Source organism: Marinimicrobium sp. LS-A18 (assembly GCF_000463525.1).
Lineage (GTDB): Bacteria > Pseudomonadota > Gammaproteobacteria > Pseudomonadales > Cellvibrionaceae > Marinimicrobium > Marinimicrobium koreense.
Genome location: NZ_AWEP01000002.1, coordinates 860,509 through 873,749, shown reverse-complemented (window position 1 = coordinate 873,749; position 13,241 = coordinate 860,509). Strand labels below are relative to the sequence as shown.

Sequence of the window (13,241 nt, the reverse complement as noted above, 5' to 3'; positions counted from 1 at the left end):
GGCTACCGGCCCTCGGGGCAGGTCAGTCTTGTTATTTGTCAGAATCCTGTGCAGCCCATCCCGCATCCGGTGCGAAACGCTTGCCATGCAACTGCGCGAGCTGTTGCAACCGCTGCTGAATGTCGGCAAAGCCGCGTTCATGGGCGTACTTCATGGGGCCGCCGCGGAAGGGGGCAAAACCGGTACCAAAAATCATCGCACCGTCGAGCAGCTCCTCGTTGTCGATGACGCCTTCGCGCATGCATGCCATGCAGGCATTGAGCATCGGCAGAATCAACCGATCCAGAGTCTCTTCCGGCGCTCGGGCTGGGCTGTTGCGTTTTTTCGGCTTGCCTTTGTCCCAGACGTAGAGACCCTCACCGGTTTTCTTGCCGAGTTTGCCCTGATCCACTTTATCCTTGAACCACTGGGGCGTTTCCGGCAATTCGGTATCCAGCCGTTCACGTAACATCTCCGCCACACCCAGGCAGATATCCAACCCCACCTGATCGGCCAACTCAATGGGCCCCATGGGCATACCGAAATCCAGCGCTACCTGATCGATACTTTCCGGGCTGTGGCCTTCATCCAGCATGACGATGGCTTCAATCAGGTAAGGGGTCAGCGCCCGATTGACCAGAAACCCGGGGGCACTGGATACGGGGGTGGGTAGCCGACTGATCTGACCGACAAACTTTTTCGCGCGCTCGAAGGTTTCGTTGTTCATCTTCGAGTGCTGTACCACTTCGACCAGCAGCATTTGCGCGACCGGATTAAAGAAGTGTACGCCCACCATCCGCTCCGGATGTTTCAATCCGTCCTGGAGTTGTTCCAGCGGAATACTGGACGTGTTGGTGGCCAAAATGGCACCGTCTTTCAGTTTCGGCTCCACCTCGGCGAACACCTTGTGCTTTATTTCCAGCTTTTCCGGAACGGCCTCCAGTACAAGATCGGCCTGGGCAATACCGTCGTGATGAAAATCGGGAATCAGCCGGTCCAGAACGGCCCGAGTGTCCGCACTGGAGAAGCGCTTCTTGCGGCACAGGGCTGCTGTTTTGCCAATCGCTTTGGCAATCATTTCCGGTTGGGTATCAAACAGCGTGACCCGAAGCCCCTGAATGGCACACCAGCCGGCGATGTCTGCGCCCATGGCACCGGCGCCAATAACGTGCACTTGTCGAATGGGTGCCACCTGCGGATCAACGGATGTAAGTGCCTTCATCTGTTCGCGCAGGAAAAAGACCCGCACCAGATTGCGCGAGGTGTCGCTGGTCAGCAGTTTGGCAAAGGAGTCAACTTCGTGGCGTAACAGGTCGGTTCCGTTGCGGCCGTATTTTTCCCACAGGTCCACCAGGGCGTAGGGGGCAGGGTAATGTTCCGGTGGCGCTTTTCGGGCGGCCTGGCCACGCATTTTTTTGCCGACAAATCGACGCAGGGGGTCAATCCGGAACAGCCTGGCCTGCCAGGTGTTCTTGCGTTTTTTAACCTTCCCGGACATGACGGCGCTGATTGCATTGGCCACGTGCCGTTCCTGTACCACCAGATCGACCAGGCCCTGCGCTTTGGCTTTGCGGTCACGGGTATTCTTCCCGGTCAGCATCATGGTCATGGCGGCCACCGGGTGAATCAGATCCACCAGCCGGCCGGTGCCACCCAGGCCCGGATGCAGGCCCAACAGCACTTCCGGTGTGCCCATGGATGCGCCGGCCACCGCTATGCGGTAGTCGCAACACAGAGCCAGCTCAAGACCACCGCCAAGCGCTGCGCCGTGAATCACCGCCACCGTCGGGTAGGGCAGGTCGACCAGTCGCTTGACCAGTCCGTGAGCGCGGGTCAGCTTTTCGCTCACTTCCTGCTCGCTGTGCAGATGCCGAAACTCCTTGATATCAGCTCCCACGCAGAAGCTTCCCGGCTTGCCCGAGCGCAGCACCAGGCCCGTGGGCGGATTGTCCTGCAGGGCATCCAGCACCTGACCCAGCTCCTCCAGCACATCGGCTGAAAGAACATTGACGCTGGAGTCGGCTTTGTTCAGCAGTAGCCAGGCAACATCCTGTTCATCCCGGCCGAGTTGCCAGTGTTGCCAGGGGCCGGGGTTATCCCTGGACGGTTCGTGGCCAAAGGGCCCCAGCTCCAGGGCGCGCGCTTGCAGGGCAGAATAGACGGGACCAGTCATAGCGCTCTCCTTAAACTCGTTCGATCATCATGGCGCCGGCCTGGCCGCCACCGATGCATTGGGTGGCGATGCCACGTTTGAGACCTTTGCGCTCAAGGGCGTTGAGCAGGTGCAACACGATGCGGTTACCGCTGGTGCCCACAGGATGCCCGAGGGCGACCGCGCCGCCATCAATGTTGAGCTTGTCCCGGTCAATGCGACCGAAACAGTGCTCCAGCTTGAGCGCTTCGCGGCAGAAAGTTTCATCTTCCAGCGCCGCCAGACAGGCGAGCACTTGCGCGGCAAAAGCTTCGTTGAGCTCCCACAGGTCGATATCGTCGAGCCGGTACTGGTGACGTGACAACAACTGCGCAATACTCATCGCCGGGCCCAGGCCCATGATTTCCGGGTCGAGGGCAGACCAGCAGCTATCGGTAATCACCGCTCGTGGCGTCAGGTTGTGTTTTTTTACCGCTTCTTCCGAAGCCAGAATCATCCAGGACGCACCGTCAGTGATCTGGGAGCTGTTGCCCGCGGTCACGATGCCGTAGGGGCGTTCGAACACCGGTCGAAGTTTGGCCAGATGCTCGACCGAACTATCCGGCCGAACGCCGTCGTCCTCTTTATAAATGCGCCCGTCAGCGGAAATCGCCGGAACCACTTCGTTGTCCAGCCAGCCTTCCCGTTGGGCCCGGGCCAGACGCAGGTGACTGCTTACCGCGTATTCATCGGCTTGGGCTCGGGTAATGCCGAACAGTTGGGCAATGACTTCCGCCGTCTGCCCCATATTGAGTTCGACAATGGGATCGGTGAGCCCACGCTCAAGCCCGATCACGGGTTTGAACAGGGAAGGGCGGAACCGTCCCAGCGCCTTCAGTTTGGCCATGGGGCTTTTGGCGAGCTGTAAGTCAGCCAGCCAGTTCACGGCTTTCTGCTGTAACAGCAATGGCGAATGGCTCAGCGCTTCCGCACCGCCGGCGAGGATCAGGTCGGCACTGCCGCCCTGAATGGTCCGGTAGGCTGTATCGATGGACTGCATCCCCGAGCCGCAGTTGATCTGCACCGTAAAGGCGGTCATGGCCTCACCCATACCGAGCCGTAGGGCCGCGACCCGGGCCGGGTTCATCTCCTCGGAAATGACGTTCACACAGCCCAGAATCACCTGATCAAAATCGGTGGGCGCCATGGGTTGGCGCATTAGCAGGGGCCTTCCGGCCTGAACAGCCAGGTCCACCGGAGTGAAGGGCCCGGGGCGCCCGCGGGCTTTCAGGAAGGGGGTTCGGGCGCCGTCCACTAGGTAAACCGGTCGACGGGGCGCTTGTTCCTGATGCTGGACCATATAGCCATCCTCTGCAGTCTGTAAATGCCTGAAAACGAAAGCATAACACGCGGTTATGGGTTGTCTCTCGGTAGTTTAAGGGGTGAGCGCGTCTGACTGTCAACTATTGGTGTGGGAAAGCTTACATAAAACCGCACCATACCGGTGCGCGCCCGGGCAGCGGGCACTGGCGAGAGGCGTGATAGCTCGGTGACGATGGCCCAAGCCTCTTGTTTTATCGAGATTTATGGGCCAGAGCACAAGGGTTGGCGCCGTGCCTTGGGGTGGCGCGTAACTTGCTTCGGTAACTGGCTGAGTTGTTAATCAATCGTTCGATAAATGGATGCCAGGCACCCCCCATTTCGGGACGCAGGGCCAGATGTACCGGAGATCTCGAGTATGGCCAACCCGCCCCCCATCACCAGACTGTTCACTCAGCCATCACTGGCCGTAACCTCCTTGCCGTCACCCTCTGGCCGGTACATTCCCTGTTACCAACCCATCGTGGATACCAGTACGGGCCGAGTCGCAGGCTATGAATCCCTGGCCCGAATCCGGGCCAGTGACGGGCAACTGCGCACCGCCGCCGGTCTGTTTACCAGCGGGAACTATGCGCCGAGCGCCGTGCTGAGAATCGATCGGGACCTGCGCCAGAAAGCGTTGAATACATTCGCTCACGAGCCCCAAGCGGGCTTTCTCGCACTCAACATCTGTCCACACTGGGTGGACCGCCTGGATCAGAACGAGCTGATTCCGACCCTGGGGTTGATTGAGTCTTCCGGGATCGATCCGGCCCGGGTCATTGTCGAAATCACCGAGCGTGCCGGCGATATTGATAACCTGCGTCGGTTAACCCGGGAGTATCAAAAACAGGGCATCCGCGTTGCCATCGATGATTTTGGTTCCGGCGCCTCCCAGGTCGATCGCATTGCGGCCTTGACCCCCGATGTCATCAAGCTGGACATGGGCTTGTTGAAAGCGGCAGTGCTCGGTGGTATCGAGGCGGATATTGCGTTGTCGATTACCGAAATGTCCAAGCGCATCGGCTGCCAGGTCATCTGTGAGGGCATAGAAACCGAACAGGAGTATCAATTTGCGCTGGAGTGCGGCGCGGACCTGATTCAGGGCTGGATTCACGGCAAAGCGAGCGAGTCGTTGATGGAGCCGACGGCCACCGTGAACAAAACACAACATCTGAAGAGCCGATACCTGAGCCGGAAAGCCCGCGCATACTCCGAGGCGATGATCCAGCAGGAGGCGGTAGGGCGCCAGCTTCAGAGTGTGGCGAGGCAACTGCTTGACACTCAGCCACTGCCCATCCCTCTCCTGAGTGAGCTGAATCGCCTGGGCGTCGTTCGCTATTATATTTGTGATGCTGAAGGTAATCAGGTGTCGCCCAATGTTGAAATTGCCACGGGGGAAACCCTGGACCAGTTCATCGGCAAGAACTGGAGCCACCGGCCCTATTTTCCGCAGCTGATTGGCCTGGGGGAGCAGCGCAATGCACCCATGGTGGTCTCAAATGCCTACCGGGATACGACCAGCGGCATACGCTGTAAAACGTTCGGGATCCGGTTATTGAACCACCAATTCCTTCTGGCGGATGTAGATGTCAGCGGAGAGCTATGATCAGGGTAGGGCATCCAGCTCGGCCCGAAGCGCCTCTCCTGTGGGCTTGAGTTGAGCCAGCCCCTTTGCCGTGCGACGTTCGCTGAGCCAATAAAGGATCGGAGCGGCAATAAAGATAGACGAGCTGGTTCCCACAACGATGCCAAACAGCATCGGCCAGGCGAAGCTCTGTACCGCGGCGCCACCGGCAACTGCCATCGGAACAATGGCCAACACGGTGGTGATTGAGGTCAGTAAGGTGCGGCTCAATGTCGCGGAAATACTGTCGTTAAACAGTGTCCATAACGATCGGTCTGGATCCAGGCGCAGGTTTTCCCGAATGCGATCAAACACCACCACCTTGTCGTTCACCGAATAGCCGATCAGCGCCAGCAGGGCGGCCACCGCTGTCAGATTAAACTCAATGCCTGTCAACGCAAAAAAGCCAACGGTTTTCGCCAGATCCAAAGCCAGCGTCAAGGTTGCCGCCAGGGCGAAATGTGATTCAAACCGGAACCAGAGGTACATCAGCATACCGCCACCGGCCATCAAAACGGCGAGAATCGTTGCCTCGGTAAAGTCTCCGCTGACTTTGGGGCCCACCATATCCACCCGCGGAAAACTCGCGTCGGGGTCGGCGGCCAACACCTCGGCTTTCAGGTGTTGCACCAGTGAGCCGGAAGCGACGTTATCAGCCGTTTCGGTGGGCAAGCGAACCTGAAACACACCCGCCTCACCAAACTCCTGAATCGCCGCACCCGCGAGGGCCGGGTCCGTCAGCTGGTCGCGCAACTGTTCGACGGACAGGGCCGGAGCGCGAACCTCCACCACGCTGCCGCCGGTAAAATCCACACCGTAGGTCAGCCCCGGTGACACAAATAGCCCAATGGATACCAGAGACAGTACCGCCGACAGGGCGATACCGGCAAAACGGGCTTTCATGATATTCAGCGGCGCTTGTCCGGCCCTGCTCATCCAGGCCAGACCGGGTATCACCAGCGCACGCCGCCCGAGGCGCCTGACCCGCCACTCCATCAACACCCGGGCCACGGCAATGGCTGTAAACAAAGAGGTCAGCAGGCCAACCGCCATGGTGACGGCAAACCCCCGCACCGGACCGCTACCGAACAGAAAGAGTAAACTGATGGCAATCAGCGTGGTGACGTTCGAGTCCAGAATGGTTGCCCAGGCACGGCCAAACCCCGCATCCAACGCCTTCCAGGCGCGACCACCCTGAGCGACTTCCTCGCGAATGCGTTCATTGATCAGAATATTGGCATCCACCGCCATCCCAATGCTCAGGATAATGCCCGCGATTCCCGGCAAGGTCAGCGTCGCCCGAAACAGGCTGAGCACGCCAAAAATCAAGGCGATATTCAGCGCGAGTGCGGCGCTGGCAATCAAGCCCCAGCGCCGATAAACCACCAACATGAAACCAAACACCAGCAAGGTACCCAGTAAACCGGCACTGACCCCCATGGCGATGGAATCACTGCCCAGCTCCGGGCCCACCGTGCGCTCTTCCACCACGTCCAGCGGTGCGGGCAGGGCACCGGCCCGTAGCAGCAAGGCCAGATCGCTGGCTTCCGTGGTGGTAAACCCGCCGCTGATCTCCCCGCTTCCTCCGGCAATGACGGAGCGTATGACCGGCGCGGTAATGACCTCACCGTCCAGAACCACCGCCAGTGCCCGCCCGATGTTGTCCCGGGTCATGTCGCCAAAACGACGGGCGCCGTCATTGTCCAGCTTGAAGTTGACAATCGGTTCCCCGGTATCCGGATTGAACGCCATCTGTGCATCGCGGATGTGCTCGCCTTGCAGGGCAACCCGCTTTTCCAGGCGATACAGTGATTCATTCTCAGGGCCCTGCAACTGCAGCACAGGCCCTACGGATTGATCGTTGACGGCCCAATGGAAGGTCATCTTCGCGGTCGTGCCCAGCAGGGTCCGAATTCGGCTCGGGTCATCCACACCGGGTAACTGGACCAGAATGCCGTCTTCACCCTGGCGGGTGACTGTGGGATCAGTCAGCCCGGTCTCGTCCAGGCGACGCCGGACCATCTCCAGACTGCGTTCAATGACATCATCCAGGGCGACCGCACGCTCGGCACTGGACAGCGCCTCAAAGCCGAGATCCGTCGTATCAACGTTCAATAACAAGTGAGAACCACCGCGCAGATCCAGGCCGAGGGCGAGTTGATTGGTGGTGTACCAGGAGGGCAAGGCCTCACTGATGGATTTGGGAAGTAGGTTGGGTAGGGCGCTCAGCACGCCCAACAGAATCACCAGGCCATACACGATGGCACGCGTTTGCAGGGATTTCATGGGAATTCCTCGTTTAATCCGTAAAAGAAGTGAAAACTGGGACGGATTAGACGAGTGGCGGCGCTCGTGGTGCCTGGTTTAACGGGTGCTTCAGCCTGGGAGGCGTCGGTGATTGATAGTCATAGGAGGGCGCCGACAGCTCGGCGACTGTGCCATTAAATGCGTTATTGGCGGCGAATGCTTGATCGCCTTCGTCGGTTCCTTCTGACGACTGGCGCTCTCCGTTGGGAAGGGCATTGAGCACCGTGGACGACGGCGCGCCTACCACCGGGTCAAAGGCGCCCGAAAAGCCGACCCCCAGCGAGTGGTCCGAGGTTTGAACGCCACCAGCCCCGGCGCCCAACAATCCCACTGACAGCACCAGCAAAGTGAGCCACAAAGCGCTGAAGGCTCCGGACTTGCGGCGATGTCTTGATGGGTTGGGTCGGTACATGGGGCTGCGCCAAGTGTGTTTAATCGATAGATTGGGGGCGGCCGGAGGTAAAGTCAATCCGGGCTTGCAAATAAAATGCGGAAGCGTGCGTTGACCGTAAGGTCTCCTATGCCAACTGTGCTGGATGTGGGATATCGAACAGACTCTATGATGGCAGTGCAATAGCCTGACGGTGTGCCCGGTCAGCCAACTGCCGAGGTACTGACTCTTAGGGGTCATAGGTCGCAAGGTGTTGGCCATTTGCAATAGCAGGAGAAACCGGCATGGAAAAGATAATGCGACAAATTCCGATACTGGCATTGGCGATGCTGTTGGCCATGTTTGCAGGTTGCGCCTCTACCGAGACCAGTTCTGGCACGGGAGAGTACATTGATGACACGGTCATTACTGCCAAGGTAAAGGCGGCGATTTTCAATGATTCAACATTGAAAAGCTCGGAAATAAACGTAGAAACCTTTAAAGGCGTGGTGCAGTTGTCTGGCTTCGTAAACTCCCGGGCTGATATTAACCGGGCCGTCAGTATTGCACGTGAAGTGAAAGGGGTGACATCGGTTGAGAACGACATGAAGCTGAAATAGCCCATCCGGTACCAATCTGGACTGGATACGTCGAGGCACGCTGCTGGTGTGTTGGCTTGAATGGGCTGTGAAACCTTCCATCAATTGAGCTATGCTCAAGCGTAGCTCAATTGCCTACAAGTGGCTGAACGGAAGGCTCATAAGGACCCGTCATGGCTTATTTCAGCAAGCACTATCACGACCCCGGCACCGAGCCCGGAACCCTGGTTGCGAAGAGCGAGACCAGAGAGCCGCCGAGCTTTCACCTGATCGATTACACCGAGGATCACCTGGAGGAAGTCAGGCTGGTAAACGCCGCGGATTGCCGGGACTATGTGATCAGAGAGACAAGAACCTGGATTCAGGTCAATGGCCAGGTAGATCCGGAAACACTCAGAAACCTGGGCGAGCTTTTTGATCTTCATGATCTCGCCCTGGAGGACGTGCTCAATACCGGACAACGTCCCAAACTCGAGCTCTATGACGACCGGCTGTTCCTGATTGCGGCGATGCCATTCTACAGCGGCGAAGATCTGGAGATTGTCCAGATCAGCCTGTTCATCGGCAAAAACTATCTACTCTGTCTTTGTCCATTGGATGAAGACCCCTTCGAACCCGTCCGCCAGCGCATGCGGTTGCCCAATAACCGGCGATTTCTATCCCGGGACATCGATTACCTGCTGTACGCCTTATTGGATCTGGTTATCGATTCTGGGTTTCCGGTGTTGGAGCAGTTCGGCTACCAATTAGAGGACCTGGAAACAGATCTGCTCGAGCATCCGAGCCAGCGAACATTGGCCCAGATTCATGGCCTAAAGCGAGAACTCCTGGTACTTCGCCGAGTGCTTTGGCCACAACGAGAGCTACTGACTAGCCTGATGAGAGCCGAAGATCCGTTAATTCATGCCAACACGCAGGTCTATTTCCGAGACTGCCACGATCACAGCGTACAGATCATCGAACTGCTGGAGAGCTTTCGGGAGATGACGACCAGTATGCTCGATATTTACCTCTCCAGTATCAGCCAGCGCACCAATGAAACCATGCGGGTGTTGACGATCATTGCCACGGTCTTCATACCCCTGACGTTCGTGGTAGGCGTGTACGGCATGAATTTTGAGAACCCGGGCAGTCCTTGGGCGATGCCAGAGTTGCGCTGGTACTTCGGCTACCCGATGGTGTGGGGTATTATGATTGCAATCACCACAGGGCTGATCTGGTTCTTCAAGCGACGCGGATGGTTATAAACCGAAGCGGGCAGGGGAGGAGGGGCACCTCCCCAAACCCTTATATCAATACGATAGAAACTGATACGCGTCAGTATTCATCCATTATGAACTTCTGTGATCCCCAGTCATTCCATTCATAAATGACGAGTTTCTGATCGTTGGAAAACACGCCGTTGTAGACCTTCAGATAAAAGCTGCTGTCACTTCGGTTACGAAAGGCGACGTGCTCCTGCCAGGCATCAACGTAGACCGGTTCCCAGATTTGGCTGTGATAATCCTGATCTTCATAAATAACCGCGTCTTCGTTGTTCTGGAGTATCCCCTGATAGACTTTGATATTCTTTGTGGGGTTACCGGCATTGGTTATTTTCACGTGACCGTCTTTGGCGTTCACCAGGTGCCACTTGAAGTCATCCGAAGCGCCGCATTGATAGATGACCATGGTATTGTTCTGCGAAAAATCACCATTCTGTGGGGTGACACAGTAGGACTGGGCGCTTTTGGGCTTAAGATAAAGGTCCGGAATCGTGTAGCTGCTGTAGTTCCCACTGTAGAGGTTAGTGCCGGCGTCATCACGGTAATTTTCCGCTACCTGGGCCGATCCGGAATTGACATTTACCACATAACCGGACGTACCATCCAGATCAACAATATTTTGGAAAAATTGGTTGTTGATGCCCCAGCCTGAAACAATGCTGAACACATCGAACGCATCATTTATCTCTGAATTCCCGTTTCGATAGCCGGTATTGTATCGAATGATCGCGTCATTGCCTTTTACGTCAATAAAGCTGTCGGCATAATGTTCTCCCGAAATGCCTGTGCCATTAAAGGTATTGTATTCGACAATGGTTCGCAGGGTTCCTTCCTTGATGTCAATGTGTTCTCCACCAACACCCGGGCCGATGCGGTTGCTTCTGATGACGTTATCGTGACAGTTTTCGTCATATTTATCCCACTGGCTGGATGCGGTGCCAACGTAAATGCCCTCGCCATAACCCTCGCGACCGGGCGCGCCTGTATCATGGATATAGGAGTTCTGAATCACATTATTCGAGCTGGCATCGCGAAAGTGAACGCCTTCGTCCCGGGTATCGAACACCTCAACACTCTCCAGAAGGTTGTAATTCGCGCCATCCAGAATGATACCTTTCTGAGCATGAGTCACCGCGAGATTCTTGAAATCCCAGTAGTCGCCCTTGATGTGGAGAACGATTTTTGAGGACAGGGAACTGCCTTCGAGTACGGCGGGATTATCCGGATCTTCGCTTCGCACGACAATTCGACTGCTAGCGGTTCCGCTGGCATCGGCGAAGAAGTGAGCCCCGGAATAACCACTGGTGGAGGTGTTGCCTTCGTATGTACCTGGTGCTATGACGATCTCATCGCCCGGCGACGCGTTCTGGAGTGCATTCTGGATCTCAGAAGCGGAATCCACCAACAGGGTGCTTGACCACGCCGTCGGTGCCAGGCATAACCAGGCAATAACGAATACCGGATGGAAAAAACGGTTCTTGGAATGGAGTTGTGATTGTATGTCTGACATAGTCTCTGTTCTCGTGTCTATATTATTTGAATGTAATGGCTATAAACCATGAAAGGCGTCCTTGAAAACTCCTCCGAACAGCGACCATCTTCACGGTAAGGTGGGAAGGTGGCCTTACCAATATGGTGGATAATGCAAAATCTGTCAAATGTCTCCCAAAGCCATGACTTCGCATAATGTATATTATGTTAAATAGGGTTTGGCGAACTTGTATATCCCATTGACATATCCCTGCTTGGCTCCCTACCATAGCCTTACGCGCAAACGAACGTGAGGTAATGCTATGGAGCGATCAACGATATTCAAAAGCAACAAAAGCCAGGCTCTCAGGCTACCGAAGGCCGTGGCCCTGCCTGAGTCCGTAAAACAGGTAGACATCGCGGTTGTGGGTCGTACCCGAATCATTGCCCCTTCGGGCGAGCTATGGGATAGCTGGTTTGCAGAGAAAGGCGTAAGTGACGATTTCATGGCCGACCGGGATCAGCCCAAAGACCAGGAGCGGGAGTCTTTCTGATGCTGAAGTATATGCTGGATACCAACATCGTCATTTACACGATAAAAAACCGCCCTGATGCCGTAAAGCAAACATTTTTGGCTCACTATGGACAAATGTGCATTTCCACGGTCACGCTGATGGAGCTGATATACGGCGCTGAAAAATCGGCCTCGCCTGACAGAAACCTGAGAGACGTCGAAGGCTTTGCCGCCCGCCTTGACGTGCTCGACTACGATAGTGAAGCGGCGGCGCACTCTGGCGAGATTCGAGCGCAGCTGGCCAAAACGGGTACCCCGATTGGCCCCTACGACCAGATGATCGCGGGTCATGCCCGATCCAGAGGACTGATTCTGGTAAGTAACAACGAAAAAGAGTTTGCACGCGTTCCGGGGCTTCGCCTTGAAAACTGGGCCAGCTAGTTTAGCTCAGCAGATGGATGTCATAAGTCACATCTTTGATTAACGGCCTCCCTACCCTTTGCCTCTGTCAGCCACAACACCTCTTCAACTTGCGGCCGCTGCCGCGCGGGCAGCTGTCGTTGCGCCCCGGCTTGAAGTTTTCGGCCCGGCTCTGCTGAAGCTTACTCGCAATCCGGCAGCGTCGTATTGCCGAAATTACCCCGGTCGTTGCATCGATTCATTGTTATCACCGCAACTCCGGTAATGACGATGGCCGCTCCGATGGCCGCACGCTCCTCCCAGTTCGAACTTCGATCGAGCCGCGCGGCGAGCTGTTCTTTCGCCCGCGTCCGTGCCGCCACAATGCGTTCAGCTGTCGCGTCGTCTCGGGTCAGTATTTGTATCCCATGATCGAGAAACAATAATGAGGCCGTCATGACAGATGTGTCCTCCGATTCCGCCACAAGCGTCATCGACGCGGGGAGGTTATCGCATTGCGCCATCCTGACCCCCATCAAGGCAAGGATGAAGGCGGGAAGTTTCCGGTTTTGGTCCGCTTCACTCTCCAGTTCGGCGTAGGGAAACGGGCGGTCCGATGAATACTCCGGTTTGTAGAAGTCTCCCAGCTCGATATTGACACCCATCAGAGAGTACCGACTGACGTCAAACCGTATTTCCGGCTCTTCAGCGCACATATCGCCGATTACCCGAGGCGTATGGCTGTTGAAGACGATCGGAAATTCCCCGTCTACAAACGGAGTACTGGTCTTGCTCAAGCGCTCACAGCTTCGGTTAAAGTCGACAAATGTGGGTGGTTCTATGATCACGCCCCACTTCTTCCGGTCGATCTGGGGGGAGGCTGCCTTCGCCTCTGTTAGCCAGCGGACCATCGTATCCGCGTTTGGTGCGCCTCTCATCTCGGCTATCTTGAGGGAGATGATGGGCCGGGTGTGCCCGGCTCGTCTGAATAAACGTCAAGGGCAGTCTGCCTCGTATTAAACGCTTACCGTCTTTCTAGGTGAGTCGAGGGATGAATACGCAATGTTCTCATAGCACAGCAGACAGCAGAACCTGAGTTAAGGAAATTTTTAATGTCGATATTGTTTACATATGTGCGCTATGAAAGAACATTTATTCTGGAAGAGTATTGTATTCAATCGGAAAATTTATCCTGGCTTCTAACTTGCATTCGGGACAATG

The 13,241-nt window shown here is 56.3% G+C and carries 12 protein-coding genes; 5 read left to right on the top strand and 7 right to left on the bottom strand.

Going from position 1 to position 13,241, the window contains the following annotated elements; all coding sequences use genetic code 11:
• Window positions 1–31: 31 nt before the first annotated feature.
• Window positions 32–2,152 carry a 3-hydroxyacyl-CoA dehydrogenase NAD-binding domain-containing protein gene (locus N645_RS0103830; RefSeq protein WP_024460191.1) on the bottom strand — a complete coding sequence of 707 codons (2,121 nt, stop codon included), beginning with the start codon at window positions 2,150–2,152 and terminating at the stop codon, window positions 32–34.
• Window positions 2,153–2,162: 10 nt separating this feature from the next.
• Window positions 2,163–3,470: an acetyl-CoA C-acetyltransferase gene (locus N645_RS0103825; RefSeq protein WP_024460190.1), complete on the bottom strand. Its 1,308-nt coding sequence runs from the start codon at window positions 3,468–3,470 to the stop codon at window positions 2,163–2,165.
• 378 nt (window positions 3,471–3,848) lie between these two features.
• On the opposite strand from N645_RS0103825, the gene N645_RS0103820 reads away from it, so the two are divergent.
• A complete protein-coding gene (locus tag N645_RS0103820) occupies window positions 3,849–5,078 on the top strand; it encodes an EAL domain-containing protein (RefSeq protein WP_024460189.1) in 1,230 nt (409 codons plus the stop codon).
• Here the strand turns inward: N645_RS0103820 and secD are convergent, their stop codons facing one another.
• Both secD and N645_RS0103810 read right to left on the bottom strand, forming a co-directional pair.
• A complete protein-coding gene (gene secD, locus N645_RS0103815) occupies window positions 5,079–7,382 on the bottom strand; it encodes a protein translocase subunit SecD (RefSeq protein ID WP_024460188.1) in 2,304 nt (767 codons plus the stop codon).
• Window positions 7,383–7,428: 46 nt separating this feature from the next.
• Window positions 7,429–7,815, bottom strand: coding sequence for a hypothetical protein (locus N645_RS0103810; RefSeq protein WP_123637384.1), 387 nt, complete (start codon window positions 7,813–7,815; stop codon window positions 7,429–7,431).
• 263 nt (window positions 7,816–8,078) lie between these two features.
• Here N645_RS0103810 and N645_RS0103805 point away from each other — a divergent pair, with 263 nt between their 5' ends.
• Window positions 8,079–8,393 carry a BON domain-containing protein gene (locus tag N645_RS0103805; protein WP_024460186.1) on the top strand — a complete coding sequence of 105 codons (315 nt, stop codon included), beginning with the start codon at window positions 8,079–8,081 and terminating at the stop codon, window positions 8,391–8,393.
• 152 nt (window positions 8,394–8,545) lie between these two features.
• A complete protein-coding gene (gene corA / locus N645_RS0103800) occupies window positions 8,546–9,619 on the top strand; it encodes a magnesium/cobalt transporter CorA (protein WP_024460185.1) in 1,074 nt (357 codons plus the stop codon).
• A gap of 70 nt (window positions 9,620–9,689) precedes the next feature.
• On the opposite strand, the gene N645_RS16585 is transcribed toward corA, so the two are convergent.
• A complete protein-coding gene (locus N645_RS16585) occupies window positions 9,690–11,147 on the bottom strand; it encodes a right-handed parallel beta-helix repeat-containing protein (RefSeq protein ID WP_081665842.1) in 1,458 nt (485 codons plus the stop codon).
• Between the two features lie 283 nt (window positions 11,148–11,430).
• On the opposite strand from N645_RS16585, the gene vapB reads away from it, so the two are divergent.
• Both vapB and vapC read left to right on the top strand, forming a co-directional pair.
• A complete protein-coding gene (gene vapB / locus N645_RS0103790; RefSeq protein WP_024460183.1) occupies window positions 11,431–11,661 on the top strand; it encodes a type II toxin-antitoxin system VapB family antitoxin in 231 nt (76 codons plus the stop codon).
• Entirely contained in the window at window positions 11,661–12,062 is a 402-nt protein-coding gene (gene vapC, locus N645_RS0103785; protein ID WP_024460182.1) for a tRNA(fMet)-specific endonuclease VapC, read from the top strand. Before vapB ends, vapC begins: the two co-directional genes overlap by 1 nt.
• 67 nt (window positions 12,063–12,129) lie before the next feature.
• Here the strand turns inward: vapC and N645_RS18510 are convergent, their stop codons facing one another.
• Both N645_RS18510 and N645_RS0103780 read right to left on the bottom strand, forming a co-directional pair.
• Window positions 12,130–12,234 (bottom strand): SEC-C metal-binding domain-containing protein, encoded by a 105-nt coding sequence (locus N645_RS18510; protein WP_369755125.1) that lies wholly within the window; start codon window positions 12,232–12,234, stop codon window positions 12,130–12,132.
• Window positions 12,224–12,817: a hypothetical protein gene (locus N645_RS0103780; RefSeq protein WP_238559193.1), complete on the bottom strand. Its 594-nt coding sequence runs from the start codon at window positions 12,815–12,817 to the stop codon at window positions 12,224–12,226. The genes N645_RS18510 and N645_RS0103780 overlap by 11 nt, the downstream gene beginning before the upstream one ends.
• Window positions 12,818–13,241: the final 424 nt, after the last annotated feature.

Excerpts from the sequence above, each read along its gene's own strand:
- N645_RS0103830 (WP_024460191.1), bottom strand. The coding sequence starts at position 2,152 with ATGACTGGTCCCGTCTATTCTGCCCTGCAAGCGCGCGCCCTGGAGCTG.
- N645_RS0103825 (WP_024460190.1), bottom strand. The coding sequence starts at position 3,470 with ATGGTCCAGCATCAGGAACAAGCGCCCCGTCGACCGGTTTACCTAGTG.
- N645_RS0103820 (WP_024460189.1), top strand. The coding sequence starts at position 3,849 with ATGGCCAACCCGCCCCCCATCACCAGACTGTTCACTCAGCCATCACTG.
- secD (WP_024460188.1), bottom strand. The coding sequence starts at position 7,382 with ATGAAATCCCTGCAAACGCGTGCCATCGTGTATGGCCTGGTGATTCTG.
- N645_RS0103810 (WP_123637384.1), bottom strand. The coding sequence starts at position 7,815 with ATGTACCGACCCAACCCATCAAGACATCGCCGCAAGTCCGGAGCCTTC.
- N645_RS0103805 (WP_024460186.1), top strand. The coding sequence starts at position 8,079 with ATGGAAAAGATAATGCGACAAATTCCGATACTGGCATTGGCGATGCTG.
- corA (WP_024460185.1), top strand. The coding sequence starts at position 8,546 with ATGGCTTATTTCAGCAAGCACTATCACGACCCCGGCACCGAGCCCGGA.
- N645_RS16585 (WP_081665842.1), bottom strand. The coding sequence starts at position 11,147 with ATGTCAGACATACAATCACAACTCCATTCCAAGAACCGTTTTTTCCAT.
- vapB (WP_024460183.1), top strand. The coding sequence starts at position 11,431 with ATGGAGCGATCAACGATATTCAAAAGCAACAAAAGCCAGGCTCTCAGG.
- vapC (WP_024460182.1), top strand. The coding sequence starts at position 11,661 with ATGCTGAAGTATATGCTGGATACCAACATCGTCATTTACACGATAAAA.